Source organism: Corallococcus terminator (genome assembly GCF_049194865.1).
Taxonomy (GTDB): Bacteria; Myxococcota; Myxococcia; order Myxococcales; family Myxococcaceae; genus Myxococcus; species Myxococcus terminator_A.
The window spans coordinates 41,545-67,056 of record NZ_JBLZWL010000037.1 but is presented as its reverse complement, the minus strand read 5'-3'; the positions used below and the strand labels follow the sequence as shown (position 1 = coordinate 67,056).

General features: G+C 68.7%; 21 protein-coding genes. 13 read left to right on the top strand and 8 right to left on the bottom strand.

The window, feature by feature from the left end:
- Nucleotides 1-253 precede the first annotated feature (253 nt).
- Nucleotides 254-784, top strand: coding sequence for a hypothetical protein (locus tag ACN469_RS13935; RefSeq protein ID WP_498767998.1), 531 nt, complete (start codon nucleotides 254-256; stop codon nucleotides 782-784).
- A gap of 34 nt (nucleotides 785-818) precedes the next feature.
- Here ACN469_RS13935 and rnz read toward each other — a convergent pair whose 3' ends face one another.
- The gene (gene rnz, locus ACN469_RS13930; protein WP_498767997.1) at nucleotides 819-1,745 is read right to left on the bottom strand and encodes a ribonuclease Z; all 927 of its coding nucleotides are present in this window, start codon (nucleotides 1,743-1,745) and stop codon (nucleotides 819-821) included.
- 112 nt (nucleotides 1,746-1,857) lie between these two features.
- Here rnz and ACN469_RS13925 point away from each other — a divergent pair, with 112 nt between their 5' ends.
- The 4 genes from ACN469_RS13925 to ACN469_RS13910 all read left to right on the top strand — a co-directional run bounded on the left by ACN469_RS13925 (nucleotide 1,858) and on the right by ACN469_RS13910 (nucleotide 7,652).
- On the top strand, nucleotides 1,858-2,556 hold the full coding sequence (locus ACN469_RS13925; protein WP_498767995.1) for a DUF2293 domain-containing protein: 699 nt from the start codon (nucleotides 1,858-1,860) through the stop codon (nucleotides 2,554-2,556).
- A 134-nt stretch (nucleotides 2,557-2,690) separates the two neighbouring features.
- Nucleotides 2,691-3,419, top strand: coding sequence for a TetR/AcrR family transcriptional regulator (locus tag ACN469_RS13920; protein ID WP_498767993.1), 729 nt, complete (start codon nucleotides 2,691-2,693; stop codon nucleotides 3,417-3,419).
- The gene (locus tag ACN469_RS13915) at nucleotides 3,416-4,528 is read left to right on the top strand and encodes an efflux RND transporter periplasmic adaptor subunit (RefSeq protein WP_498767991.1); all 1,113 of its coding nucleotides are present in this window, start codon (nucleotides 3,416-3,418) and stop codon (nucleotides 4,526-4,528) included. Before ACN469_RS13920 ends, ACN469_RS13915 begins: the two co-directional genes overlap by 4 nt.
- 10 nt (nucleotides 4,529-4,538) lie before the next feature.
- On the top strand, nucleotides 4,539-7,652 hold the full coding sequence (locus ACN469_RS13910) for an efflux RND transporter permease subunit (RefSeq protein ID WP_498767989.1): 3,114 nt from the start codon (nucleotides 4,539-4,541) through the stop codon (nucleotides 7,650-7,652).
- Between the two features lie 52 nt (nucleotides 7,653-7,704).
- On the opposite strand, the gene ACN469_RS13905 is transcribed toward ACN469_RS13910, so the two are convergent.
- Together ACN469_RS13905 and ACN469_RS13900 are read right to left on the bottom strand one after the other, a co-directional pair.
- A complete protein-coding gene (locus tag ACN469_RS13905) occupies nucleotides 7,705-8,202 on the bottom strand; it encodes a hypothetical protein (RefSeq protein ID WP_498767987.1) in 498 nt (165 codons plus the stop codon).
- 17 nt (nucleotides 8,203-8,219) lie between these two features.
- Entirely contained in the window at nucleotides 8,220-8,972 is a 753-nt protein-coding gene (locus tag ACN469_RS13900; protein ID WP_498767985.1) for a hypothetical protein, read from the bottom strand.
- A gap of 53 nt (nucleotides 8,973-9,025) precedes the next feature.
- On the opposite strand from ACN469_RS13900, the gene ACN469_RS13895 reads away from it, so the two are divergent.
- From ACN469_RS13895 to ACN469_RS13885, 3 genes are all read left to right on the top strand, one after another.
- Nucleotides 9,026-9,583: a DUF2378 family protein gene (locus tag ACN469_RS13895; RefSeq protein ID WP_498767983.1), complete on the top strand. Its 558-nt coding sequence runs from the start codon at nucleotides 9,026-9,028 to the stop codon at nucleotides 9,581-9,583.
- A complete protein-coding gene (locus ACN469_RS13890; RefSeq protein ID WP_498767981.1) occupies nucleotides 9,567-10,055 on the top strand; it encodes a hypothetical protein in 489 nt (162 codons plus the stop codon). The genes ACN469_RS13895 and ACN469_RS13890 overlap by 17 nt, the downstream gene beginning before the upstream one ends.
- A 70-nt stretch (nucleotides 10,056-10,125) precedes the next feature.
- Complete coding sequence (locus tag ACN469_RS13885) at nucleotides 10,126-10,602, top strand: NUDIX hydrolase (protein ID WP_498767979.1); 477 nt, start codon at nucleotides 10,126-10,128, stop codon at nucleotides 10,600-10,602.
- 155 nt (nucleotides 10,603-10,757) lie between these two features.
- Here the strand turns inward: ACN469_RS13885 and ACN469_RS13880 are convergent, their stop codons facing one another.
- The 3 genes from ACN469_RS13880 to ACN469_RS13870 all read right to left on the bottom strand — a co-directional run bounded on the left by ACN469_RS13880 (nucleotide 10,758) and on the right by ACN469_RS13870 (nucleotide 12,259).
- On the bottom strand, nucleotides 10,758-11,177 hold the full coding sequence (locus ACN469_RS13880; RefSeq protein ID WP_498767977.1) for a hypothetical protein: 420 nt from the start codon (nucleotides 11,175-11,177) through the stop codon (nucleotides 10,758-10,760).
- Nucleotides 11,178-11,382: 205 nt separating this feature from the next.
- The gene (locus ACN469_RS13875; protein WP_498767975.1) at nucleotides 11,383-11,949 is read right to left on the bottom strand and encodes an endonuclease dU; all 567 of its coding nucleotides are present in this window, start codon (nucleotides 11,947-11,949) and stop codon (nucleotides 11,383-11,385) included.
- Between the two features lie 106 nt (nucleotides 11,950-12,055).
- A complete protein-coding gene (locus ACN469_RS13870; RefSeq protein WP_046710823.1) occupies nucleotides 12,056-12,259 on the bottom strand; it encodes a cold-shock protein in 204 nt (67 codons plus the stop codon).
- Nucleotides 12,260-12,539: 280 nt separating this feature from the next.
- Here ACN469_RS13870 and ACN469_RS13865 point away from each other — a divergent pair, with 280 nt between their 5' ends.
- Nucleotides 12,540-13,016, top strand: a complete 477-nt coding sequence (locus ACN469_RS13865; RefSeq protein WP_498767972.1) for a hypothetical protein — start codon at nucleotides 12,540-12,542, stop codon at nucleotides 13,014-13,016.
- 70 nt (nucleotides 13,017-13,086) lie between these two features.
- Here ACN469_RS13865 and ACN469_RS13860 read toward each other — a convergent pair whose 3' ends face one another.
- Both ACN469_RS13860 and ACN469_RS13855 read right to left on the bottom strand, forming a co-directional pair.
- Nucleotides 13,087-15,609 carry a sodium-translocating pyrophosphatase gene (locus ACN469_RS13860; protein WP_498767970.1) on the bottom strand — a complete coding sequence of 841 codons (2,523 nt, stop codon included), beginning with the start codon at nucleotides 15,607-15,609 and terminating at the stop codon, nucleotides 13,087-13,089.
- 292 nt (nucleotides 15,610-15,901) lie between these two features.
- Nucleotides 15,902-16,984, bottom strand: coding sequence for a hypothetical protein (locus ACN469_RS13855; RefSeq protein ID WP_498767968.1), 1,083 nt, complete (start codon nucleotides 16,982-16,984; stop codon nucleotides 15,902-15,904).
- Between the two features lie 840 nt (nucleotides 16,985-17,824).
- On the opposite strand from ACN469_RS13855, the gene ACN469_RS13850 reads away from it, so the two are divergent.
- From ACN469_RS13850 to ACN469_RS13835, 4 genes are all read left to right on the top strand, one after another.
- The gene (locus ACN469_RS13850) at nucleotides 17,825-18,964 is read left to right on the top strand and encodes a PstS family phosphate ABC transporter substrate-binding protein (RefSeq protein ID WP_498767966.1); all 1,140 of its coding nucleotides are present in this window, start codon (nucleotides 17,825-17,827) and stop codon (nucleotides 18,962-18,964) included.
- A gap of 134 nt (nucleotides 18,965-19,098) precedes the next feature.
- The gene (locus ACN469_RS13845) at nucleotides 19,099-20,139 is read left to right on the top strand and encodes a Vgb family protein (RefSeq protein WP_498767964.1); all 1,041 of its coding nucleotides are present in this window, start codon (nucleotides 19,099-19,101) and stop codon (nucleotides 20,137-20,139) included.
- A gap of 198 nt (nucleotides 20,140-20,337) precedes the next feature.
- The gene (locus tag ACN469_RS13840) at nucleotides 20,338-23,112 is read left to right on the top strand and encodes a c-type cytochrome (RefSeq protein ID WP_498767962.1); all 2,775 of its coding nucleotides are present in this window, start codon (nucleotides 20,338-20,340) and stop codon (nucleotides 23,110-23,112) included.
- 53 nt (nucleotides 23,113-23,165) lie between these two features.
- Nucleotides 23,166-24,947, top strand: coding sequence for a DUF4397 domain-containing protein (locus ACN469_RS13835; RefSeq protein WP_498767960.1), 1,782 nt, complete (start codon nucleotides 23,166-23,168; stop codon nucleotides 24,945-24,947).
- The last annotated feature ends 565 nt before the right edge of the window (nucleotides 24,948-25,512 follow it).

Here is a 25,512-nt window from a genome sequence, read left to right as displayed (position 1 = left end):
ACCTGCCTGGGAGGCCGCCCCGAGGCTGGGACGGGCGCGACACTCTGGCGCACCCTCACCGCCCGGCCGAAGCAGAACCTGGAAAATGTGGAGCGCCAACCATTGGCCACACCCCGAGCGAGGGCAGGCAGGGGAAAAGATAGTTGCCCCACGCAAGCTTCCTGACCGGGGGACTTGACGGGTGGAGCGGGGGACTTGGCGACGAGCCGGGGCGTGAGGGATGTTGCGGCGTCTCACGTTCCCTGGAGTCGTCATGAACCTGAACCTGTCCAAGTCGCGGCTCGGGCCCACCGCGCTGCTGGTCGTCGCCGCCCTCTGTCTGACCACCGCCGCGGGTTGCGCCGGCCGCCGCCGCGAGGCCTTCCTGCACGACAAGACGCGGACCCACGTGTACCGCAAGCCCATCGCCGAGGTGTGGCCGCAGGCGCTGGCCCTCCTCAAGGAGAAGGGCTACTCGATGCGCGTGGGAACGCAGGGCTTCGAGGCGACCACCGAGTGGCTGATGCACGGCGCCCCCTCGTCGCTGGGCACCACGCAGGTGCGCTACCACATCAAGGGCACCGAGCGCGGCCCCGGCCAGAGCGCCATCGAGTTCCACAAGCAGCTGGCCACGGAGACCAAGAGCGCGAGCTCTGGTGGCCGCTCCCAGGAGCTGAATGACCCGGGCGTCCGCGCCGACGGCGGCAACATCAGCCGCGACGGGGAGATGGAGTGGGAGCTCTTGCAGAAGGTGGACGCCGAGTCCGCCGCCACGCTGCGCGCCGAGGCCGACAAGATTCAGTAACGCTTCGCCGCGCTGGAGCCGCCGCTGACGCGCGCTACTCGTCGCGCAGCGGCAGCTCCAGGGTGAGGCCGTCGTACGCCACTTCCAGCGGGCCCTTGTACTCCTCGCGCGCCTGCGTGAGCAGCTTCGCGGGGTCCGTGTCGTGGCGGCTGGACAGGTGGGTGAGAATCAGCCGCCGCGCACCCGCCTCGCGCGCCACCCATGCCGCCTCCCGGGCCGTGGAGTGATGCGTCTCCTGGGCCCGCTCCTGCTCGTCATCGGAGAAGGTGGACTCGTGGATGAGCAGGTCCGCGTCCTTCGACGCGTTGACCACCGCGGCGCACGGCCGCGTGTCCCCGGAGATGACCACCCGGCGTCCGGCGCGCGGCGGGCCCAGCACGTCCTCCGGCTTCACCGTCCGCCCGTCCTCCAGCGTCACGGCCTCACCCTTCTGGAGCTTGCCGAAGCTGGGGCCCGGGGGCACGCCCAATTCGCGCGCCTTCTCCACGTTGAAGCGCCCCGGCCGGCCATCCTCCACCAGCGCGTACGCCAGCGCGTTGATGCGGTGGTCCACGCCCACCACGTGCAGCGCGTAGCCGTCGCGGCGGATGACGTCTCCGTCCTTCACCTCGTGGATTTCAATGGGGAAGGACATGGACTCCACGCCCAGGTGCACGGCCTGGTGCAGGAGGCGCCGCGCGGGCGGCGGGCCGTACAGGTGGATGGCGTGCTCGCGCCCCATCATCCCCAGGGTGCGCAGGAAGCCGATGATTCCCAGGTAGTGGTCGGCGTGGAAGTGCGTGAAGAAGACCGCGTCCACCGTGAAGCCGGTGCCAAAGCGCACCATCTGTCGCTGGCTGCCCTCGCCGCAGTCGAACAGGAGCAGGTCCGTGTCCGCCTTCACCGCGAGCCCGGACAGGTTGCGATGCAGGGTGGGCTGAGCGGCGGAGGTGCCGAGGAACGTGAGCTTGAGGAGGGACATGCCGGCACTTCCCACGCGAAGAGAGTCTCCCGCGCCACACCCACGGCGCGAGGCGCCATTTAGCAGGGTTTGGACCCGCCCGTGTTATGAGGCCGCCGTCCCAGACACCGCCATGCCTGAATCCCTGACGTTCGCTCCCACCCCTGACCCTCGCCGCGTGCGTGCCCCGGATGGACGCGTGCTCTCCGTGCCGGAGGGCTGGGCCCTCCTGCCCCCCGGCGACGCCGGCCTCACCCGCCGTGTGAAGGCGGCCGGCCCCACCTGGACGGTGGTGGAGAAGGTGGGCCGCAAGTTGTTCTCCCGAGGCGTGTGGGCCCCCGAGCCGCACATCCATCAGGCCCGCGCCGCGCTGGACTCCGAGCGCGCCACGCCCGCCTACGCCAAGAAGCTGGCCGCTGGCCGCGAGCGCCGCGCCCGCGAGCAGGAGCAGTACGAGGTCGACTTCGCCAACGCCGTGCTGCGCTTCCTCGCCTTCTCCCCCGCGTGGCTGCCCCACGCCAAGCGGCTGGCGGTGCTCGTCGCCGCGCATGCCACGCCCGTGGGCAGCGGCACCGTGGCCCGTACGGAGCGCATCCCCGTGGAGCGCCGCGCGGAGGCCGCCGTCATCGCGTGGATGCGTCACCAGACGACCAGCTACGACAACCTGAAGATTGCCCGCGTGAAGGGCGCGCGGCGTGAGGTGCGCCGCGAACTGGCGGAGATCTCCCGCGCCGTGCTGGATTTGCACCGCCGCGACGTGCCCCACGGGCCCACGGCGTGTCCACTCTGCACCGCCCTGATGAATGTGGGCGGCGGTGCGCGCCAAGGCTGATTCGGACGCCTGGACTGGAATGTCTGGCGGGTTTCTGACCCGTCGGTCAGTCAAGTTGCGCCATTAATGACCGCCGGGTTAGTAACGGGTCCGCCATGCCGAGACCCGCTGACCCCCATGCCCGGGAAGCCTTGATGAACGCGGCCCGGGCGGAGTTCGCCCGCAAGGGGCTGCGTGGGGCGCGCATCGAGGACATCACCGCCGCGTGTGGGCTCTCCAAGGGCGCGTTCTATCTGCACTTCCCCTCGAAGGATGCGCTGTTCGCGGAGGTGCTGGCCCGGTTCGAGGCGCGCCTGAACGAGGTGAACGGGCGACGGATGGCGGCGGTGGAGCGCCACTTCCTCGGGCAGGGTGTGATGGCCTCTCGCGACAGGCTGGAGCACAGCGAGCGCTACCGGCGGTTCGTCGAGTTGGAGACGGCGTTCGATTTGGAGTCGCTCGAGCTGATGTGGTCCTGCCGCGACGTCGTCTCGGTGCTCGTCAGCGGCAGCCAGGGCACGCCCTTCGAGTCGCTCCTGTGGCGGATGACGGAAGCGCAGGTGGAGCGCGTGGCGGGGGACTTCCGGCGGATGCAGGAGGCGGGCGCGGCGGACCAGGAGATGGACGCGAAGCTGTTCGCCTCCGTCATCGTCGGCGCGTACGTGCTCCTGTCCCAGCGCATGGTGCACCTGACGGAGAAGCCGGACATGTCCGCCTGGGCGTACACGCTCCAGCGCCTGTGCGAGGGCGGCACGCTGCCCCGCTTCGATGTCCCCGCGCCAGTTCCCGAGCCTGTTGTCTCCCGGGCCAAGCGCCCCACGACTTCCCAGCGCCGGCCTTCCGCCCGCGCGAAGACCCGCCACACCCCGAGGAAAAGCCCGTGAACCCCATCTGGAAACGTTCCGCCCTGCGAGCACTCGCAGCCGCGGGTGTCGTCGTCACGGCGCTGTCGCTGCCCGCCTGCGGCAAGGCGGATGCTTCCTCCACGCCGGCCACGGCCGCCAAGGCGGACGCGGCGGTGCCCACGGTGAAGCTGGTCGCCACGCGCACGGTGCGAGCGGCGCCTCGGGAAGAGGTGACGGGCACGCTGTTCCCCGCGCAGGCGCTTCAGGTGGGCTTCGAGGTGGGCGGCCGGCTCGCCGCCGTGAAGCTGGGCAAGGGCGCGGCGGTGAAGAAGGGCGATGTGCTGGGGCAGCTCGACGTCGAGATTGTCGACGCACAGGTGGCGCAGGCGCAGGCGGCGGTGGCAGCCGCGGAGGCCGGCTCGACGATGGCGTCCGACGTGGCCTCGCGCAATGAGGCGCTCCAGAAGGAGGGTGGGGTGAGCGACCTGCAGAACCGCTCCAGCTCCGCGACGGCGGCGCAGGCGCGGGCGCAGCTGTTGGCCGCGCAGGCCCAGCTCGCGCAGGCGCGGGCGGCGCGGCGGCGGCATGACCTGCGAGCGCCCTTCTCTGGCACGCTCATCGACGCGCCCGAGCAGACCGGCGCCACGGTGGGGCCGGGCACGCCGCTGTTCAACCTGGAGAACCTGGACACGTTGCTGCTGCGCACGACGGTGTCGGAGTCGCTGCGCTCGCGGCTGAAGCCCGGCGCGAAGGTGCGGGTGGAGTCGATTGGCGGCGCGGGCGTGTTCACCGAGGACGCGACGGTGCGCACCATCCTCCCCTCCGCGGACCCGGCCACGCGACGGGTACCGGTGGAGCTGTCGGTGCCCAACGCGGATGGTCGCTTCGTGGCGCACACGCTGGCGCGCGCGGTGCTGCTGTTGGGCGAGGACCAGGACGCGAGGGTGTTGCCGGGCACGGCGCTGTCGTCCTCCAACGGGGACCATGTCTTCGTGGTGGGGAGCGGGGGCGAGGTGAGCCGCGTGGACGTGCAGGTGCTGGAGCGGCGTGAGCGCGAGGTCGTGGTGCTGGCCCGCTCGCCGTTCGAGTCCGTCATCGACCACCCCACGCCGGGCCTGTCACAGGGCTCGCGCGTCACCGTGAAGTAAGGGGGCGTCCATGTTCCTCAGCGACGTCTCCATTCGTCGGCCGGTGTTCACGGCCATGTTGTCGCTCTGCCTCATCGTCCTCGGACTGATGGGGTTGGGGCGCCTGGGCACGGACCTGTATCCGGACGTGTCCTTCCCCGTCGTCGTCGTCACCACCGTGTACAAGGGCGCGGGCCCGGGTGAAATCGAGACCCAGGTCGTCAAGCCCGTGGAAGACGCCGTCGCGGGCATCAGCGGCGTGGACAAGATTCACTCCTGGAGCCGGGAGAACCTGGGCACGGTGGTGGTGCAGTTCACGCTGTCCACCAACGTGGACCGCGCGGTGCAGGAGGTGCGCGACAAGATTGCCGGCATCGCGAACAAGCTGCCGCAGACGGCGGATGCGCCGGTGGTGGGCCGCGTGGACCTCTCCGCGACGCCCATCCTCACGTACGCCGTTTCGGCGGACATGCCGTCGCAGTCGCTGCGCCGGCTCATCGACGACCGGATCAAGCCCGCGCTCGCGCAGCTGGAGGGCGCCGCCGAGGTGCGCATCACCGGTGGTGACACGCGCGAGATTCAAATCGACGTGGACCTGGACAAGGCGCGCTCGGCGGGGGTGTCGCCGCTGGAAATCGCCCAGCGGGTGGGCGCGGAGAACCTGGACCTGCCGGCGGGACGTCTGGCGTTGGGGGCCAGTGAGTTGACGGTGCGCTCGTTGGGCCAGTTCCGCGACGTGGATGAGATTCGCGCGCTGCCCGTGGCTCGCAGCCGGACGGGCTCGCAGGTGCGGCTGGACGAAATCGCCACGGTGACGGACGGCGTGGCGGAGCGGCGCACGGTGGCGCGGCTCAACAGCCAGGACGCGGTCATCCTGGAGGTGGTGAAGCAGCCGGGCTCCAACACGGTGGCGGTGAGCGACGCGGTGAAGCAGGTGCTCAAGGACATGGCGCCGGAGGTGGGGCAGGGCTTCACGGCGACGCTGCTCATCGACCAGTCGGAGCTCATCCGGGAGAACGCCCACGAGGTGTGGATTGCGCTCGTCTTCGGTGGCGCGATGGCGGTGCTCATCATCCTGATGTTCCTGTTGGATGGGCGCGGCACGTTCATCTCCTCGCTGGCGCTGCCCACGTCCGTCATCGGCACGTTCTTCGTGATGTACCTGCTGGACTACACGTTGAACCAGATGACGCTGCTGGGGTTGTCCTTGGCCATCGGTCTGCTCATCGACGACGCGGTGGTGGTGCGCGAGGCGATTACGCACCGGCTGGAGAAGGGCGAAGACCCGATGAGCGCGGCGGCCAACGGCACCAACGACGTGGGGCTCGCGGTGCTGGCGACGACGCTGTCGCTGGTGGCGGTGTTCGTGCCGGTGGCCTTCATGCCCGGAATCGTGGGGCAGTTCTTCAAGCAGTTCGGCATCACCATCTCCGCGGCGGTGCTCGTCTCGTTGTTCATCTCCTTCACGCTGGACCCGATGTTGTCCGCGCGGCTGGCGAAGAAGCGGGTGCCGGGAGAGGTCCGCAAGGAGAACGCGGTGGCGTCGGGGTTGCGGCGCTTCCTGGACGGCACGGAGCGCGTCTACGCGCGCATCCTGGGCTGGGTGCTGGCGCACAAGTGGGCGACGGCGGGAATCACGGTGGTGGTGCTGGTGCTGTCCTTTGGAGCGGCGAGCCGGCTGGGCGCGGAGTTCATCTCGCCGGAGGACCGCTCGCAGTTCCTGGTGGACTTGCAGCTGCCGGACTCGTCGAGCCTGTCGGAGACGGAGGCGCGCACGGGAGAGGCGGAGGCGCTCTTGCGCAAGCTGCCGGAAATCACGGCCATCTATTCCATCGTCGGCACCAACGGCGATGTGAACAAGGCGCGCATGCGCGTGCTGACGGTGGGCAAGGGCGAGCGCACCAAGGGCATCCCGGTGCTGAAGGAAGAGGCGCGCGCGCTGCTGACGCCGCTGGTGGCGACGCGGGTGAACCTGAGCGACCCGCCGACGATTGAGGGCCTGGGCGACTACTACCCCATCATGGTTCGCATCACCGGGCCGGACCTGACGCGGGTGAATCAGGAGGCGGAGCGCGTCGCGGGAATCTTGCGCGGGCTGAAGGGCACGGAGGACGTGCGGGTGGAGGCGAACCCGCCGAAGCCGGAGTTGCAGGTGCGCATCGACCGGGCGCGCGCGAGCGACGCGGACATCAACGCGGCGGGGCTGGCGACGCAGCTGCGGCTGGCCATCAGCGGCGACGTGGTGGCGAAGCTGCGCGAAGGGACGAACGAGACGGACATCCGCGTGCGGCTGGCGGAGCGGGACCGGAGCACGCCGGAGCGGGTGGCGCAGTTGGAGGTGTACACGCCGCGCGGGCTGAGGCCGGTGTCGGACCTGGCGCTGGTGGAGCTGCGGGACGGGCCGAGCGTCATCGAGCACGAGAACCGGGAGCGCCAGATTGCGGTGTACTCGCAGCTCGCGAAGGGCGCGGCGCTGGGTGATATCGCGAAGGCGTTGAGGGCGCAGGTGGAGCTGGCGCCGCTGCCTCCTGGCTATGCGATTGTCTATGACGGACAGATGAAGAGCCTGGACGAGCAGAACGAGGCCTTCAGCCTGGCGTTCGGGTTGGCGTTCGTCTTCATCTACATGGTGCTGGCGAGCCAGTTCGAGTCCTTCAAGCACCCGTTCACCATCATGGCGTCGCTGCCGCTGGCGCTGGTGGGCGCGCTGCTGGGCCTGGTGGTGACGGGGTATCACCTGTCGATGGGCGCGATGATTGGCGTCATCCTGTTGATGGGCTTGGTGACGAAGAACGCGATTCTGCTCATCGACGGTGCGTTGCAGCACCTGCGTGAGGGGGACTCGGTGGACGTGGCGCTGATGAAGGCGGGGCCCCGGCGACTGCGTCCGATTCTGATGACGAGCGCGGCGATGGCGATTGGCATGGTGCCGACGGCGGTGGGCTCGGGGACGGGCTCGGAGTTCCGCGCGCCGATGGCCATCTCGGTGATTGGCGGCGTCATCACCTCGACGTTCCTGACGCTGCTGGTGGTGCCGGTGGTGTTCGCGGCGATGGAGAAGGTCGGCTTCTGGAGGACGACGAAGGCGGAGGCGCCCGTGCCCGAAGAAGCCCCCGTGTCACCCGGGCCCAGCCCGGCCGCGTGAAACATGTGCCGGGCCCGAGCGAAGTGTCTCGGGCCCGGTGTCCGACGGTGGTTCAGTCCTTGAGTCCGGCGAACTTGCGCGCCTCGGCGAGCGCGCTGGAGTCGGGGAACAACTTGCGGGCGAGGTCGGCCGTGCTTGCGGCGCCCTCTGTCTTTCCCTGCTCTCCGAGAGCCTCGACGAGGCCGACCCAGGCTTCCTCCAGGACGCTCAACGCGCGGGTGGCGGCTTCCCGGTAGAGGGCCTCCGCCTCCAGCGGCGAGTCGCGGACGACGCTCTTGAAGCGGGCCAGTCCGATGAGCGCTTCAGGCGTTCTGTCCGAGGCATCGACGGCACCCAGGAGCAACTGCTCGACCTCCGTGAAGAAGGCGGCGGGGTCCGCGAGGTCTTCCTTCCCCCAGAGCAGCGCCCTGCTGGAGAGCAGCAGGCCTGGCACATGGGCGGGGCATCCGGCGCGCAGGCGTTCGAGCAGCTTCAGTTGTTCGGCGCTCCCCCATTCCAGGCGCTTCGCCTCCGACAGCAGCTCCAGCAGTTCGTGGGGGCTTGGGTGCATGGGGCTCACAATCTGGTTCAGCCGCCCGCGTACACAGGCGTCATCGCGTCGATGATGGCGTGCATGAGGCTCTGACCGTCGGGAGTGTCAGGGCACAGTCCACCCCAGGCGAGCGTGAGGCGGTCGGCCACCGGTCGCCAGTACATGCGCCCGCGCATGGCCACCGGCTCGTAGCTCTCCCGGCCGCCCGCGAGGTAGTCCTCCTCCGGCATCCCGAACACCGCGTAGTAGCTCAGGTCCGGCGAGTCCGCGTCCTCCGTGCGATGCAGCCCGCTGGGAATCACACAGGCCACGTCCGCGCTGTGCCACGCGCCCTGCCGGCCCGTCGTCACCTCGCGGACCTCGAAGCACATCCGCGACGCCGGACAACCCAGCTCCCCTGCCGTCAGGAAGTTGTAGTCCAGCCTCGGAATCTCCAGCATCTCCTCCACGTCCGGCCGCCCGTCACTCCGGAAACCCCACGGATTGCCGTCGCGCTTGTACGAGCGCACCCCGTACGCGCCGTAGAAGACGTTGTACCAAGGGCTGTGCGGATTGAAGTAGTCCGAGCACCCCGCGCCATCCGGGAAGTCCGCGATGGTGAACGCCACCAACAAGTCGAACAGCCGCTTGTTGTCGAACGCCAGGAAGGGCTCGCGCGCCACCGCCCCAATCGAACCCCGGATGCGTGGCACCGGCGTCGCCACACCCAGTTCCTCCAGGAAGTTCGTCTTGCCTGGCAACGGCGTCGCGTTCATGGCCATGACGGCCAGCTCTCGTTGTAGACCCATGGAATTCCGTACCCCGCTGCCACAGCTTAAGGGACCGGAGTACACTGGTGAACATGCCGGAGAAGCTCGTCTTCGAGCACACCTTCGAAGGCCTCTTCGTGCGCGGACTCGCGGGACGTGTCACGCCGGCTCTGCGAGAGCGGCTGCGCGAGGTGGGCCTGGACCTGGAGCGCAAGCTCCAGCCCGCCTACGTCTTCGACATCTGGTGCTCCGCCGTCCGCGTCGCGGCCCAGGAGCTCCACCCGGATGTATCAGCGGAGGTCGCCTACTCCCTGCTCGGCGAGCGCATGGTGGACGGCTACCGCGAGACGGTGATGGGCCGCGCCCTCTTCAGCGTCATTCAACTGCTGGGCCCTCGCCGGGGCGTGGGCCGCGCGCGGCAGATGTTCCGCTCCGGCAACAACTACACCGAGGCCCGCGTCGCCGACGTGTCCTCCGCCGAGGTCGACCTCTGGATGAACGAGGCCGGCCCCATCCGCTACTTCACCCAGGGCGCCGTGCTCGCGGGCCTGCGCGCCACCGGCGCCATCCAGCCCGTCGTCACCGTGCGCGACTTCTCCTCCGCCGACGTCACCTACCGCTGCACCTGGCGCGATGGGCTCGACGCCTGAGTCGCCCGGCCTGCTCGCCGTGGACCTGGGCCTGCGCTCGGGCCTGGCCCTCTACGGCCGCGACGGCCGCCTGCGCACGTACCGCTCCCAGAACTTCGGCAGCCAGTCCCGACTGAAGCGCGCGGTGCCCGCCGTGCTCGCGGACACCGGACCCCTGTCCTTCCTGGTGCTGGAGGGCGGCGGACCCGTCGCCGACGTCTGGGAGCGCGAGGCCTCCCGTCGCGCGCTGCCCGTGCTGCGCGTCTCCGCCGAGGACTGGCGGGAGCGGCTGCTCTACGCGCGAGAGCAACGCAGTGGAGGCCAGGCCAAGGACGCCGCGGACGGCCTGGCCCGCAAGGTCATCGACTGGTCCCACGCCCCCAGGCCTACGTCGCTGCGCCATGACGCCGCGGAGGCCATCCTGCTGGGCCTGTGGGGCGTGCTGGAGGTGGGCTGGCTCCCCCAGGTCCCCGCCGAGGTGCGGGCTCGTTAGGAAGGCCCCTCGCGCCGCGCGCCGCCGTCTCCTGGTATGACAGCCAGATGCCCTGGACCTGGAGCCGCCGGTGAAGCGTTGGGTGGATGCGCTCGCCCGCACGGGCTACCGAGGTGCGTACACGCTGGCACGGGTGTACTGGTTCGTGCGCAACCCCCGGACGCAGGGCGTCTTCGTGGGCGTCTGGCACGAGGGCCGGGTGCTGCTCCTCCAGAACTCCTACAAGCAGCAGCTCAGCATGCCGGGCGGCGGCATGGAGCGGGACGAGTCCCCCGCCGAAGCCGGCGCGCGCGAGCTCCACGAGGAGGTGGGCGTGCGCGTGGACCCCGCGTCGCTGCGGCCCGCCTTCGAGGCGGTGGGCACCTCCGAGAACAAGGAGGACCATGTCCGCTTCCTGGAACTGGACGTGGACTCCGAGCCCACGCTCACCATTGATGACCGTGAAGTCACGTGGGCCGCGTTCATCGACCTGGACACCGCCCTGAGACTTCCTGTCTCTCCGCTGGTGCGGGCATACCTGGAGCACGCGCGTCCGCGCCGGAGGTGATTCACCCGCATGTCCGCGTGCGACAGGCGAGGCTGTCTCGATGCAGGGCTTCGCCATCCGGCACGGGGCCGTTCAGTCGAGACAGCCTTTGAAGACAACCGCGCGCGACGCGACAGGGCGTCGAGGAGGGGGTCGCGCGCGGGAAGAGTGAGACGTCAGCGAGCGTGGGCGGCGGCCGGCTCGTTCACCAGGAAGTGGCGGGTGCGGGCCTTGGTGAGCTGCCGCTCCGCCTCCTCCAAGGACACACAATCCACGGTGATGTCGTCGTTGGGCGCGGCCTCGAAAGCCACCCGCGTCGTCTGCAGCCGGGCGATGGTGGAGTCCGACACATGCGCGCACATCAGACAGCCACGCTGACGACCGTAAGCCACCACTTCTCCGAAAATCGTGGCGGACTCCGGTTCCAGCGCCTTCAAGCCCCGCATATCCGCCAGCACCAGGTGCCGGCCTCCTGCATACGCATCCGTCGCGGCCCGGTAGGCCGTGGCGAAATCCTTCATTTCAGTGGGTCGGACAAAGCCCTTCAACCGAACGGTGACCGTGCGACGGTTCGTATCGTTGGAGACTTCGAACATGCGCCCTCCCTCCTGGGGAGGGTCGACAATAACAAACATCCGGGCCCGCTCGATACACCCCCCCGCGACTCTGTCAGCCCTGGAATAGTGGAAAGGAATTGTGTCGCGCTGGACCCGGCCCGGCGGAACATTGCCGCCACTCCACAGCGCGTTCCACGCCAACGCGAATGCTGCACGCCGGATGTGAAATCGAGTCCGGGCTGACTCAGGCGCGCTGACTGCTCTCGCCGGTGATGACGGCCGAGCCGATGAGGTGCGCCAGCCGCAGCGCCTCCGGGACGCGGCCCTTGTCCGTCACCAGGGCGAGCGCGTCCGCGACGAAGGAGGGCTCCGCGCCCCGCACCTGGAAGGTGAAGCCGCCCAGCTGGTGGATGTCGCCCGCACGGCGCAGCTTCGCCCAGCGCGCGTCCGCTCGAGGCAGGCGCCGCAGCGCGCGCTCCACCGCGTCCAGGTCAGGAGGCCGCCGCATCACCGCCACGCAGGGCTTGCCCAGGCGCGCCGCCAGCTCCGGCAGGTCCACGACGTTGAAGCCTCCGAAGGCGATGCCATCCAGCAGCACCAGGTGGAGCTGCGGCAGGAACTTGCCGCCTTCCAGCAGCCGACACACCTCGCGCGTGGCGTTCCACCCGTCGCGCCGCACGCGGCCCCAGACGAGCCCCTCGAAGCGCGTGCCCGCGCACACCACACCCGCCAGCTGCACGGCGGAGCCAGCCCGGCGAGCGAAGGGCGCATCGTCGAAGCCGATGACTCGGGGGAAGCGGGGCAGGCGCATGGCCTCTGTAGCCTCGCAAGCCCACGCGCCGCCGAACAGCAAAAGGAAGAAGCCCGACCCCGCGCGCGCGGATGCCGGGCTTCAGGGACCACCGCGTCGGGACGCCTCAGCCGGCGCGCACGTTCTGCGCCTGCAGGCCCTTGGGGCCGCGGCCGACCTCGAACTCCACCTTCTGGCCTTCCTGCAGCGTGCGGAAGCCATCCATGTTGATGGCCGTGTGGTGGACGAACACGTCCTCACCGCCACCGTCCTGCACGATGAAACCAAAGCCCTTCGCATCGTTGAACCACTTCACGGTACCAGTTGCCATGTATCGCGTTCTCTCGGTGGTGCGGCACGCCGCGGTTATCGGCCTTTGAGAATCTAGAGGCCGTAAGGCGGGACGTAGTTTGCCCGCGCCGACCGTCCGAGTGGAAGCCCCCTTGGCTGCTTGCCAGCAGGCACTCCTACATGGATAGGCGCCGCGCGCTCCGGGGGCCGAGTGCCTACCGTCATGGAAGCCCCTGGCCTCCCTTGGAAAGGCATGTGCCATGAATCCCACCCTTCCCCCGATGTCCGCCCCACCCCAGAGGGAGCCGGGCCCCCGCCGGATGGCGCGGCACGTCGCGGACAAGAGCGCCCGGGCGGGCATCCTCTCCCGGCCCCTCTTCGAGCGACTTCCCCTGCGCCGGTGGGTGCCCTCTGAAGTCCACACCCTGCTGGACTACCGGGGGGGCGTGGCGGCGCTGGTCTCAGGGCAGCTGTCCAAGGACAGGCGGGCGCGCCGGGCGGGGAGGGTGTTGGGGGCGACGGCCATTGGCGTGTCCCTGTTCACCGACGCCCGGCTGAGTCTGGCCAGGCTCATCCCCATCGAGGCGCACGAAATCTTCGACTACGTCCACGGAACGGCGTCAGTCCTGGCGCCCTTTGTCCTGGGGTACGCCCGGAAGAGCCCCATGGTCGCCACGCTGCATGTGCTGCTGGGGCTGTCGTCGCTGGCCGTGGCGCTGGTGACGGACTACCGCTGCCAGACGGGCATGCACCTGGGCGGGGAGTCGAGGACGGACCCGGAAGGCATTGGCGCGTGAACAGCGAAGCGGCGGGGCCTCGAGAGGGCACCCCGCCGCTTCAATCACTTCAGGGACGTGGAGGGCCGGCTCAGGCCGTCTTCACGGCCGCCTGGGGCTTCGCGTCGGACGACGACGCGCCCTGGCTGACGCTCTGGATGCGCATCCCGTAGAAGCTGCGGTAGACGAACACCGTCGAGAGGACGAAGAACACCACCGAGAAGATGCGGGTGAGGTTGCCCTGGCCCGCGGCCTCCAGCTCCACCGCCAGCTCCACGGCCAGCAGGCCGAAGAGGGTGGTGAACTTGATGACCGGGTTGAGCGCCACGGAGGACGTGTCCTTGAACGGGTCGCCGACGGTGTCGCCGACGACGCAGGCCGCGTGCAGCTCCGTGCCCTTGGCCTTCAGCTCCACTTCCACCAGCTTCTTCGCGTTGTCCCAGGCGCCGCCGGCGTTCGCCATGAAGACGGCCTGGTAGAGGCCGAAGATGGCGATGGAGATGAGGTAGCCGACGAAGAAGTATGGCTCCAGGCAGGCGAACGCGAGCGTGCTGAAGAAGACGGCGAGGAAGATGTTGATCATCCCCTTCTGCGCGTACTGGGTGCAGATTTCGACGACCTTCTTGGAGTCGGCCACGCTGGCCTTCTCCACGCCCTCCAGCTTGATGTTGGCCTTGATGAACTCCACCGCGCGGTAGGCGCCGGTGGACACCGCCTGCATGGACGCGCCGGAGAACCAGTAGATGATGGCGCCGCCGGTGATGAGGCCCAGCAGGAACGGGGCGTGCAGCAGCGAGAGGAACTGCGTCTTCTCGGTGTTGAGCTGGCCGTCGGTGATGCCGACGAGCAGCACGATGATGGAGAAGATCATCGTGGTGGCGCCGACGACGGCCGTGCCGATGAGCACCGGCTTGGCGGTGGCCTTGAAGGTGTTGCCCGCGCCGTCGTTCTCCTCGAGGAACTGCTTGCCCTTCTCGAAGTCGAGGTCGAAGCCGAAGTCGCGCTTCACCTCCGCCTGCACGTTGGGGACGTTCTCGATGAGGGACAGCTCGTAGACGCTCTGCGCGTTGTCCGTCACCGGGCCGTAGGAGTCCACGGCGATGGTGACCGGGCCCATGCCCAGAAAGCCGAAGGCGACGAGGCCGAAGGCGAACACCGGGGCTGCGATCATCAGCTGGCCCACGCCCTCGCCGGGCACGCCGGAGCCGCTGAACCAGAACGCCAGGCCCATCAGGCCGGCGATGATGAGGCCCATCCAGTACGCGGAGAAGTTGCCCGCGACCAGGCCGGAGATGACGTTCAGCGACGCGCCACCCTCGCGGCTGGCCGTGACGACCTCGCGAACGTGACGGCTCTCCGTGGAGGTGAAGACCTTGATGGCCTCCGGGATGATGGCGCCCGCCAGCGTGCCGCAGCTGATGATGAGCGACAGCTGCCACCACAGCGACGGGTCGCCGTTCAGGTTGGGGATGAGCAGGTAGCTGACCAGGAAGGTCAAGGCCACGGAGATGAGCGACGTCACCCACACCAGCGCGGTGAGCGGGTGCTCGAAGTTCATGTGGTCCGCGTTCTTGTACTTGGCGGACTGGTACACGTTGTTCAGGCCGTAGGCGGCCAGCGACGCGAGCACCATGACGATGCGCATCACGAAAATCCAGACCAGCAGGTCGACGCGGAAGCCCTCGCCCACGGCCAGCAGGATGAAGGTGATGAGCGCCACGCCCGTCACGCCGTAGGTCTCGAAGCCGTCCGCCGAGGGGCCCACGCTGTCACCGGCGTTGTCGCCCGTGCAGTCCGCGATGACGCCCGGGTTGCGCGCGTCGTCCTCCTTGATTTTGAAGACAATCTTCATCAAGTCCGAGCCGATGTCGGCGATCTTCGTGAAGATGCCGCCGGCGATGCGCAGCGCGGAGGCGCCGAGCGACTCGCCAATCGCGAAGCCGATGAAGCACGAGCCCGCGAAGTCCGCCGGGATGAAGAGCAGGATGGCGAGCATCAGCAACAGCTCGGTGCTGATGAGCACCATGCCGATGGACATACCCGCCTGCAGCGGAATGGCGTACGTGGGGTAGGGCTTGCCGCGCAAGCTGGCGAAGGCGGTGCGGCTGTTGGCGAACGTGTTGACGCGGATGCCGAACCAGGCGACGCCACACGAGCCGGCGATGCCCACGAGGCTCGCCACCAGGATGATGACCACGCGGTCCACGCCCATGTGGCGCAGGAACCCGAAGTAACCCACCATCACCACGGCGATGAGCGCCCACAGCACGGCGATGAACTTCAACTGCGTCATCAGGTACGTCTTGCACGTCTCGTAGATGAGCTCGGAAATCTCGAGCATCGCCCGGTGCACGGGCAGGTTCTTCAAGGTCGCGTACTGCATGAAACCGAACACCAGTCCGAGCACGCAGACCGCGATGCCAGACAGCAACAACTGGTGCCCGTTGATGCTGCCTCCAAAGAACGACCTGGAGGTGAAGTCAGGGAGAACGAGGTCCGCTTCACTGGCGTGGGCGGCGCTGGAGGCGAACACCGTCAGCAGCCCGAGGGCCCTGGCGGCGACACCAGTGACGCCCCTACGCAGGGCGTCCATCCGTGGAACAGTGCGTGTCATGGGGGTGCAACTCCTCACAGAGGCTCGACCGAAGCGCGGCCCACAACGCCGCGCCCCGGAGTGAACAGGGAGTGGTGTCGAGGGGTTGGCCGCCTGCGAGCGAAGATGCCGCGCGCCGACGCTTCAGCACAGCCTCGCCCTTCAAGGTGCAACGTCACACACCTGAAGGCGGGCTCGCGAATAGCATGGACAGGCGCCGGAAGTCGAATTGCGGGGTGTGATTGTGTCCACAACCCGAGCCAACCGTGAGGGGGACCGTGAGGCCCGCAACCCGTCAGGTGGTGTGTGTATGTCAGGGCTTCAGACGGAAAAGAAAGCCATCCTGGGGATGCGGGTAAGGGGTTCCCACAGGTTGGGTTCGCCGCAGCGCGACAGCGACCAGGGTATTGCCTGCTCCATCCACTGACACCGCGCGGGCGGTGGGGGGCAGGGGGCTGGAGAAGCCTCGCACCCAAAGGGAGTCTCCCTTTTCAGGCAGGAGGCGGGCGACATAGAGGCCGGCGGGGGAGGGCGCTCGGCCCAAATCCAGTCCGCCGTCATGGGTGCCGGTGAGCGTGAGCTGCCCCGCGTCATCCGTGGCGAGCGCGGTGGCGGTGGCGGCGAAGGAGCGCGCCCAGCGCTCATGGCCGTCCGCGTTGAAGGCCGCCACGAAGCCGTGATGGGCGCCCGCGTCATGGGGTTTGTTCTGAAAGTAGAAGCGGCTGGAGAAGGCGCCCGCCACGAAGACGCGGTCCGAGCCCACCGCCAGCGCGGAGACCGCACCGGTGGCGCCTCGGAAGTCCCGGCTCCACGCGTGTGTGCCATCCGGATGAAGTTTGAGGACGAAGGGAGTGCGCTGGCGCACGGTGATGAACGAGGCCCCGCCGAAGGACACCGCGCCCGCGTACGCACCTCCTATGTAGATGCCGCCGAAGGCGTCCACCGCCGTCGCGCGCGCCGTCACCAGGCCCTGGGGCCCGGCGGACCAGACGCGGCTCCAGCGCGTGTGCGCGTCCGGGCCCAGTCGCACCGCGAAGGCGCCGCGCTCGCCGTCGGGCGGCTCGCGCACGGCGTCGCCGAAGTCCCGGGCTCCGGAGAAGTCACCCACCACCACCACGCCCGCGTCGTCCCGGGCGACAGCGTGCACGGTGAGCGCGCCCTCTCCGGCGAAGCCCTTCACGTGCTCGACGGCGCCCTCGGCCGACAGGCGCGCGATGAAAGGTCCGTCCGGCAGGCGCACGTCGCCCCACTGGGAGCCCGACGCGGCGCCGCCCAGCCAGAGCTTGCCCTGCGTATCCATGACGAGTCCGCCCACGCGCGCGGCGGACGTGCCCTCACCCGGAAGCAGCCCATGCGCCCAGCGCAGGGCCCCGTCCGGGGAGAAGCGCGCCACCATCAAATGAGCTTTCGCCGCACCCTGGTTGAAAGGCAGGGGGCCGCCCCCCACGTCCAAAGGCTCTCGGTATGTCGCCGCGACGAGAACGTCCCCGTCGGGGGCCATCACCGCCTGTGGCGCTTCGCTGTCCCCGCTCGCCAACGGGCGCGACCACGCCACTGCCCCCTCGCCCTCGCCACGACCTTCCGCCCCCGCCGCCCTCACCACCCTCGAGTCCGGAGCACGTGGAGCCGCCAGGGCCTGCTCCCCGCACGCCACGAGGAGAGGACCCACCAGACACACCACGCTCACCCACCGCCACCCCGCCATGACCGCCCCGACCTCTCTCCCCCGCCACCCGCCCCCGACGACCCCCTGCCCTTCAACCGTGGGGAGGCTTCTGCAAGGCGATTGCCAGCCCTGCTTCCTGAAGGCTCTTCCCTCTGGGAGCGATGGGGACCCAGGCCTGGGGGGCAAGAAATGTGTCCGCTCTCCTGAAAAAATCCCTGTCCACCAGCCAACATGGGAGGAAAAACGACGCGCCCGGCCGGAAGGCAGACAGGCCCGTGGCACTCCAGGGAGGAGCAGGCGGGCGGCGGGCGTGGCGCGCGGCCCTCATCTGTCCTGGAGGTGACAGGTGCGGCGCGGGCCGAGTTTCCGGCCTCGCGCACATCCGAGGGGCGGGTCGGATGTCACGTTTCGATGAAAAACACGGTTGTGCAACGGATTGGCTGTTGTCACCCGGCGGCGCGGGTGTGACGTGGCGCTGGCCAAGATTTGACAGAGTTGAGTCGGTGATTGTCTGTCCATTCAGGCACCTTGCGTTGCGTTGAATCCAACACAGCATCCAAGGAGCCGTCCATGCACCGCAACAGCATGAAGTGGGTGATGTCCGCCACGTTCGTGGCCATGTCCATCGTGGGTTGTGGAGGTCAGTCCGGAGCAGGGGCGCAGGCCATCGACGCGGCGGAGCAGAAGGCGTCGCTGGCCATCCCGAACTTCTATGGTTCGGACACGCTGAAGGAGGCCCTCATCGCGTCCACCCTGCAGTCGGGTGCCGGGCTGATCATCGAGGGCAAGGGCTCCGGCGTGGGCGAGGCCTGCCTGCGCAACGGCGTGGGCTCCAGCGGCTTCTGCAGCGCGGCGGCGCAGACGCTGGCCCCCATGTCGCGTGACTTCGCGGCGCCGAAGACGGCGTCGGGTTCTGCCTGTTTCACTGGCACGGCGACGGGCGCCTGCTGCCCTGGCGAGCGCAGCAACACCATCGCTCTGGACGCGGTGAGCGCGTTCGTGAAGTCCACCCGATTCTCCGCGCTCCCCAACACGGGCCTCACCACGGAGCAGCTGCGTCGCATCTTCTTCGCCACCGACAGCTCGGGCGTCGCCATCACCGGCGCGTGCCCCACCAATTGGAATCAGGTCGACGTCAGTCAGCCGTCCGCCACCATCGTCAAGTACCGCCGCGATGACCTCTCCGGCACCACGGACACGTTCAAGTCGCTGCTCAAGGGTGGGACCTTCTGCCCTGGCATCACCGTCATCGTCGACGGCTCTGTCTCCAACCCCACCCCGTGCACGTCCTTCGACAGCGCCACCACCTGCATCGGCAAGCTGACGGAGAACGACGCCAACGCCATCGGCTTCGCCGGTGACTCGGCCACTCGGGCAGGCAACGCGAAGCTCTGGCTGAAGGCGGTGGCCCCCATCACCCCGACGACCGCGGGCTACGTGGAGCCCAGCATCCCCAACGTGCGCAAGCTGATCCAGGCCGGCGAGACGAACGCCTACCCGCTCTCCCGTCGCATCTTCCTGAACGAGAACATCAACCGCACCAAGTCGTTCGACGAGGCCACCCTCTACGAGTGGATCTACGTCACCAACACGGCCGACTTCGAGGAGATCCTGACGCAGCAGAACTTCATCGCCTGCAGCGAGGTCGGGCCGCTGGACTGCGGCGGCGATGGCCTGGGCCGTGGCGCGGGGCTCTGCTCCGGCCTGTGATGTGACGTCAGGCTTCGACCACCGTTGTCACTGAATGCTTCGGGCCGGAGGGCACCTGTCTGCCTCTCCGGCCCGTCTCTCGTGGAGGGAAGCCCCCTCCGCGCCCACCTGTGTCAGACGAAAGCCCCAACCCCATGCACTCGCAACTTCGCGTCCTGTTCCGCTCCTCGCTGTTGCTCCTCTCCACCTCCTGGCTCGGCGCCCCCGCGCTGGCGTCGGACCTCCACGCGGCGCCCTGGGTGTGCCGTGATTCCCGTGGCGCCGTGGGCGACGTCGAGGAGATTTCCCTGCCCACCGGCGCGGGCCCGCTGAGCATCACCCTGGGGCCCGACCTGGCGCTCTGGTACACGCAGGCAGGCTCCGGAAAGATTGGCCGTTCCACCCGCGCGGGCGGGGTCTCCGAATTCGCCCTGCCCACCGCGGGCGCGGGCGTGCAGCAGATCGCCTCGGGCTTCGATGGGAACCTCTGGTTCACCGAGCTGGCCGCCAACCAGATTGGCCGCATCACCCCGTCGGGCGTGGTGACGGAGTTCCCGCTGCCCAACCGTGGCGCCAGCCCGGCCGGCATCGCCGCGGGCCTGGACGGCAATGTCTGGTTCACGGAGGTCGTGGGCAACCGCATCGGCCGCGTCACCCCCTCGGGTGAAATCACCGAGTTCGCGCTGCCCACCGCAGCCGCCCAGCCGCGCGCCATCACCCAGGGCTTCGATGGGAACCTGTGGTTCGTCGAGCAGGCGGCGAACAAGGTCGGCTCCATCTCCTTCGAGGGGGTCATCACCGAGTTCGCCCTCCCCACCGAGCGCTCCTCGCCGTCGTCCATCGTCGCGGGCCTGGATGGCAATCTCTGGTTCACCCAGCAGGCCGCCAACCAGATTGGGCGCATCACCCCGGACGGCGTGGTGACGGAGTTCCCGCTGCCCACCGCCGGAAGCCAGCCGAACGCCATCGCGCTGGGACCGGATGGCCAGCTCTGGTTCACCCAGCTCGCGGGTAACCGCATGGGTCGCATCACCCACTCCGGCACCATCACCGAGTTCGCGCTGCCCACGCCCGGCAGCCGCCCGTCTGGCCTCGTCATCGCGCCTCCGGGCAAGTGGTGCCTGGATGCGCATGTCTGGTTCACCGAGCGCGGCGGCCACAAGCTCGGCAAGCTGCGCGCCATCGCCGTTCCCTGACGTTCCAGGGCGTGACGATTCCGAGACATGCTCCCGGATGTGCGGGCTGTGTCTGATTTTGTTGCAAGGACTTGTCATTCCCTGACGGAGCCCGCGACTAGGGTGCACCCATCCTGGCAGGTCACCCGTGTCTGAGATGACTCGGGAGGCCTGGGGGCGACCACGGTGCATCCAAGTGGATGCGGGAGGGACATCAACATGGGGATGACACGGATGGGGCATGCCCCAGGCCGAGTGCTGGTGGTGTGTCTGTCGTTCTTCCCGGCCTTGCTGGCATGTACGTCAGAGCCGGCGAGCGTGGTGGAGGTGCCCGTGGTGGTGCCTCCCTTCCAGCGCGGCTGCACCCCGGCGCGCTCCAGCGAGAAGATTCCCCTCAGGCGGGCCGCCACCCGGGAGCCGGTGACGGAGAACTTCGACAACCTGCTGGCGCGGGTGGGGACGCAGTGTGCCTCCTGTCACCTGCCTCCCAACGTCCAGGGAGGCTTCCAGTACACGGCGGACCTGGAGGGGCTCAAGCGCGACGGCGCGCGGATGGCCCTGAAAGCCTCTCAAGGAGAGATGCCGCCCAGGGCCTCGCCCCAGCAGCTCAAGGAGGCGGTGGAGCTGTCCTGCGCGCTCAATGCCTGGCTTGCCCGGGGCTCGCCGACGGGCACGTTCCCCGTCGTCTGCGAAGCCAGCTCGGAGGGCGGCGTCACGGTGACGCGGGAAGTGGGCGACTCGATGACGGACCTTGGAAACTGCATCCCCCAGGTCGCCAAGGACTATCCGCTGGGAAGCGACCCGGAGAAGGACACCTTCTTCGCCGGGCTCACCCGGCTGCCCCGGCTCCTGTCGGAGACCGACAGCGGTGTGATGACGTTCGACGCGGACACGCTGGCCGACCACGGCACGGTGGCCTTCGCGCCCACCTATCCACTCTTCTCCGACAACGCCAAGAAGCTGCGATGGGTCCACGTGCCACAAGGACAGTCCATCCGGTACGACGCGGAGACGCAGAAGTTCCACATCCCGCCCAACACGCGCTTCTACAAGACGTTCTTCAAGGCGGTGTCGGACCGGCAGGGCCAGCGGCGCTACCGGAAGATGGAGACGCGGCTCATCATCGTCCGCGAGCCCTGGAACCAATCCCTCTTCGGGACGTACCTCTGGAACGAGGACGAGACGGTGGCGGAGCTGCATGACCTGCGTTACCGCGACAACGAGCCCTTCTCCGACCGCGTGCTCGTCTACAAGGCGTATGAGATTGGCGGCGCCACGCGCAACTACGCGATTCCGGGTGCCCACCGGTGCATCCAGTGCCACACCGGCTCCGAGGCCCAGAACTTCATCCTCGGCTTCACCCCCTTGCAGCTCAACCGCCGGGCCCCTGGAGAGGCCGGGGTGGATGCGAAGGCGCTGATTGACGAGGACGAGCTGAGCCAGATGGACCGGCTGGTGCGCTACGGCGTCATCACCGGCGTGCCTGAATACCGCCAGTTGGAGGCGCTGGAGACGTCCCTGCCCCGGCTGGAGCGCTTCGCCGAGGCGGCGCAGGCGGAGCCCTCCTCGCCGGAGGCCTTGAAGGCCACGCTGGAGCTGCAGGGCTACTTCGTCGGCAACTGCGGCCAGTGCCACAACCCCAACGGCTTCGCGGTACAGAGCAACCCCGCCATCGCCTCGCTGGACCTGTCCGCGGGTGGAGTCCTGTTCGGCTGGAAGCCGTGTGGCGTGAAGGAGAGCAACGGCCAGCGTGTCTATGTGGACTGCGAGGTGAAGAGCTACTCGCAGGACCTGCTGCTGCGCACGCCCTCCAGCACGCTCTATCAGCGCGTGGCGAGGGACACGGATGCCCGCGTCATCCACATGCCCACCAACGTGCCGGGCAAGGACTGCCGGGCCTCGCTGCTGGTGGCGCGCTACATCGCGGCGCTGGAGTGGCCCGCCGACAAGCTCCTGCCCCCCGCCCAGCAGGCCGAGGCCCGCCAGGCGCGTCTGCGCGAGGCGGACACGGTGGTGGCCGGCGCGTGTACGGACCCCGTGGACGTGCAGTGGATCGCCGAGGACTTCACCGACAAGGTCCCCTACGAGCCGCGCAACCCGGCCTGGAAGGAGGCGATTGGCCGGGGGGAATTCGAGTACCTCACCCGGTACGCCATCACCGAGCGCCACGAGCAGCTCGCCAAGAAGCTCTTCCCCACCAACTGGTGGTTGCCCAAGCGCACCTGTCGCTTCCCGCCGCGCGACAGCCCTCCGGCGGGGCATGACCCCTGGAATGACTCGCGCGACAAGTGGATGGTGAACGCGCTGGGCAACCCCCGGGCCCCGTGGGGCGAGCTCTACTACACGACGCCGGGCGCGACGGCCTTCCAGGGCATCTGCTCCAACTGTCACGGCCGCGCGGGAGATGGACAGACAGGCGCGGCGAAGGTGCTGGTGTCGCTCAATGGCGGTCGGGTGGCCAACCTCGTCACCGGCCTGTTCGGCGTCACGAATGGCATCTCCCACCTGGGGCGGTTCGACAGCATCAACCCGCATGGTGGCGCGCGCTACCTGGCGTACATGGCCTCGGGTGGGACGGCTGTCCAGTTCACCCCGGAGTTCATGAGCGCGTGGATCAAATACGGAGAGGTGGACATCGACTTCTCCCCGCGCACGTCGGACTGGAGCAAGTGGGGCGCGAACATGCTGGGCGCCGGGCGGGGGGCCTGTGACCTCATCCGCACGGGCAACTTCGGCACGGCGTCCGCCGAGCCTCCGAGCGGCAACCGCAACGCCATGGGCGGCGTGCGCATGTGGGAAGAGGTCTGCTCGCTCGACAACCCGCTGACGGACGTGGTCCGGGCGGGACAGGAGCCCGCGCTGAGCGAGTGGCTCCAGCGCGCGCAGTTCAACGTCGGGGTGATGGCGTACTTCTACCTGCGCGACGAGCTGTCCAAGGGGCCGAGTGCCATCTACCCCCTGCGGACCGAGTGTGAGCGACAGGTGACGCCATGAGCCGGGCCGTCCCTGTGAGTCCTTCAGCGAGTCGATTCCTCCGGAGCGTCAACGTGAAGAGAAACGTCCTGGGTTCGTGGCTGTTGATGGTGGGACTCGCCCTCGGGGTGGGTGTCACAGGCTGTGGAGATGACGAAGGGCCGTCGGACTCGGGGAACGTCGACGCTGGGCACGACGCGGGGCGCGACAGTGGAACACCTCCGGTGGATGCGGGCTGCGACGGGGGGCCGGGCGGCTGCGATGGCGGTCACCCCCCAACGGATGGCGGCGAAGACGCGGGCCCTCCCGATTCGGGCCCTCCTGATGCGGGGCCTCCTGATGCCGGCCCTCCTGATGCGGGGCCTCCCGAGTACCGAGCGCACGTGCGCTTCATCAATGCGTTCGTCGGAGTGAAGAACAACCCCACGGACGTGTCGGACCGGCCGTGGGAGCCGTTCCACGTCACCCTGCGCGTGGGCGACGCGGAGCCGTTCCCGGTGGTGAAGGCGGGCGCGGCGGCGGTGTCTGGGTTCCGGGAGGTCATCCTGACGGGCCCCACCCAGAGCGTGCGCGTGGTGGCTCGAGACGCGGAGGGCACGGCGGAGACCCCGGACCTCGCGGCCCTGGCGGAAGTCACCCTGGCGGATGGCGACCACGTGACGGTCGTCGGTGCCGGCTCTCTGCTCCAGGTCGGACAAGAGCGCCCGGACAAGCCCAGGCTCGTGGTGCTGAGCGACAACAAGCTGGCCGTCGCCGCGCCGACGGGAGAGGTGCGCGTGCGCTTCATGTCCGGCGACCGGGTCGTCTCGGCCACGGCCAGGCGCCGCTTCGCGAACGAGGCGGGCACTCCCTATGACAACAACAGCGTGGATGCGTACTCGGCGGACCCCGTCGAGCAAGGCTTCGCGGTTCCCGCTGAGACGCCGCGCGTGGTTGTCATTGGAACCTCGCCCACCTTCGCACCCGCCCAGAGCGGCTGGCTGTATTACTCCCTGCCGGAAGGGACGCTGAAGGAAGGCAAGGCGTACTACGCCATCAACACCGGCGAGGACCGACGTACCCTCGGGGACGAGGGCGCCCCCGCGCTGCTCCTGGTCACCGCGAAGGAGGACACGTTCGTGCGCGTCCAGCGCGGCCCGCTCGTGTACCTGTTCCACGGCCTCTTGCCAGCCACCGTCGGAGGGACGTCGCCGCAGCTCCAGGCCATCCACGGCTCGTCGAACATCGCGACCGGCATGACCTACGGCACCGCGCCGAAGGTAGGGGACCTGCCGGTGTCGACCACGGGCGTCTCGCTGCGAGTCACGGTGAATGGCCAACCCGGGCAAGGGGTGCTGACGGCCGATACCGGTCCGTTGGAGGCGGGTCGTCGCTACCTGGGCGTGCTGTGTGGCCGGGTGGAGGCCTCGCCGTCGCTCACCCTCGTGAAGGACGAGTTCTCGGCGGCGGGCGCGCAGTCTGCCTTCCTGCGCTTCATCCACTGCTCGGCCAGCTCACCCACGCCGCTCGACTTCGGCTCCTATTCGTTCCAGGCCGACGGCTCCAGCCTGGACGCCTTCACGCCGCTCTTCACGGGGGCGACGCTCGCCGCGGCCACGCAGCCCGTCACGGGCGTGGCGTTCTCTCCGCCCGCGTCCACGACGACGCCGGCCTACACCTGGCTCGGCTTGAGGACCCCGGACGCGACGCCCATTGAGCGCACCATCCGGGGCCGCGTGCTCGGCACGCCCACCTTCCTCATCCTCATCGGGGAATGGGGAGGCGCGCTGACGTATCGCGCCGTCAACACCCGGGTGAACACCTGGAGCGTGTCAACGCCCAATGACACGCAGTTCAGTCCGTTGCCGGCGCCGTGAGCCGGAACACCGGACGCTGAAAACACCGACGCCCGCTCGGGGCCACTGCTGTCCACCGGCGGGCGTCGCGTGCTTCGCGCAAGACTTGGTTGGGACTCACCTGGCAAGCATCGCACCCGACAATGCCCCATCGAGGGCGCTGGCACCCGCTATCCGACTCATCTAGGGCGACTCTACACACAATCATACGCCCCCCCCCATTTCAGGGGCGACACACCTTTTCATTGCACCTATACCCAGCCAACACACAGCAAGCATCTATTGCCCAAGCTGTCACACAATGCCAGTCTATGATGGCCGCCCAGTCAGGTTGACCCCTACATCCGGATGAGTCCCCATGACACGACAGCTGACGTATGCACTACTCCTGACGTTTCTCACTGCTGCATGCGGCAGCAGCGAAACAGCAGACGCCCCCAATGTCTGGCAGGGCCAACGCAGAGATGCCGTACTCCCTGCTGGCGATCCTCTTGTCGGAACGTGGTGTAAAACGTTGGCGTGGTGCATCACCATCACCACGTCCGGCACAGGAACAGTGTCGAGCGGGGGGGACGGCGGTTGCTGG

Coding starts and splice junctions, on each gene's coding strand:
- ACN469_RS13935 (WP_498767998.1), top strand. CDS start 254: ATGAACCTGAACCTGTCCAAGTCGCGGCTCGGGCCCACCGCGCTGCTG.
- rnz (WP_498767997.1), bottom strand. CDS start 1,745: ATGTCCCTCCTCAAGCTCACGTTCCTCGGCACCTCCGCCGCTCAGCCC.
- ACN469_RS13925 (WP_498767995.1), top strand. CDS start 1,858: ATGCCTGAATCCCTGACGTTCGCTCCCACCCCTGACCCTCGCCGCGTG.
- ACN469_RS13920 (WP_498767993.1), top strand. CDS start 2,691: ATGAACGCGGCCCGGGCGGAGTTCGCCCGCAAGGGGCTGCGTGGGGCG.
- ACN469_RS13910 (WP_498767989.1), top strand. CDS start 4,539: ATGTTCCTCAGCGACGTCTCCATTCGTCGGCCGGTGTTCACGGCCATG.
- ACN469_RS13905 (WP_498767987.1), bottom strand. CDS start 8,202: ATGCACCCAAGCCCCCACGAACTGCTGGAGCTGCTGTCGGAGGCGAAG.
- ACN469_RS13900 (WP_498767985.1), bottom strand. CDS start 8,972: ATGGGTCTACAACGAGAGCTGGCCGTCATGGCCATGAACGCGACGCCG.
- ACN469_RS13895 (WP_498767983.1), top strand. CDS start 9,026: ATGCCGGAGAAGCTCGTCTTCGAGCACACCTTCGAAGGCCTCTTCGTG.
- ACN469_RS13890 (WP_498767981.1), top strand. CDS start 9,567: ATGGGCTCGACGCCTGAGTCGCCCGGCCTGCTCGCCGTGGACCTGGGC.
- ACN469_RS13880 (WP_498767977.1), bottom strand. CDS start 11,177: ATGTTCGAAGTCTCCAACGATACGAACCGTCGCACGGTCACCGTTCGG.
- ACN469_RS13875 (WP_498767975.1), bottom strand. CDS start 11,949: ATGCGCCTGCCCCGCTTCCCCCGAGTCATCGGCTTCGACGATGCGCCC.
- ACN469_RS13870 (WP_046710823.1), bottom strand. CDS start 12,259: ATGGCAACTGGTACCGTGAAGTGGTTCAACGATGCGAAGGGCTTTGGT.
- ACN469_RS13865 (WP_498767972.1), top strand. CDS start 12,540: ATGGCGCGGCACGTCGCGGACAAGAGCGCCCGGGCGGGCATCCTCTCC.
- ACN469_RS13860 (WP_498767970.1), bottom strand. CDS start 15,609: ATGACACGCACTGTTCCACGGATGGACGCCCTGCGTAGGGGCGTCACT.
- ACN469_RS13855 (WP_498767968.1), bottom strand. CDS start 16,984: ATGGTGGCGCGCTTCTCCCCGGACGGGGCCCTGCGCTGGGCGCATGGG.
- ACN469_RS13850 (WP_498767966.1), top strand. CDS start 17,825: ATGCACCGCAACAGCATGAAGTGGGTGATGTCCGCCACGTTCGTGGCC.
- ACN469_RS13845 (WP_498767964.1), top strand. CDS start 19,099: ATGCACTCGCAACTTCGCGTCCTGTTCCGCTCCTCGCTGTTGCTCCTC.
- ACN469_RS13840 (WP_498767962.1), top strand. CDS start 20,338: ATGGGGATGACACGGATGGGGCATGCCCCAGGCCGAGTGCTGGTGGTG.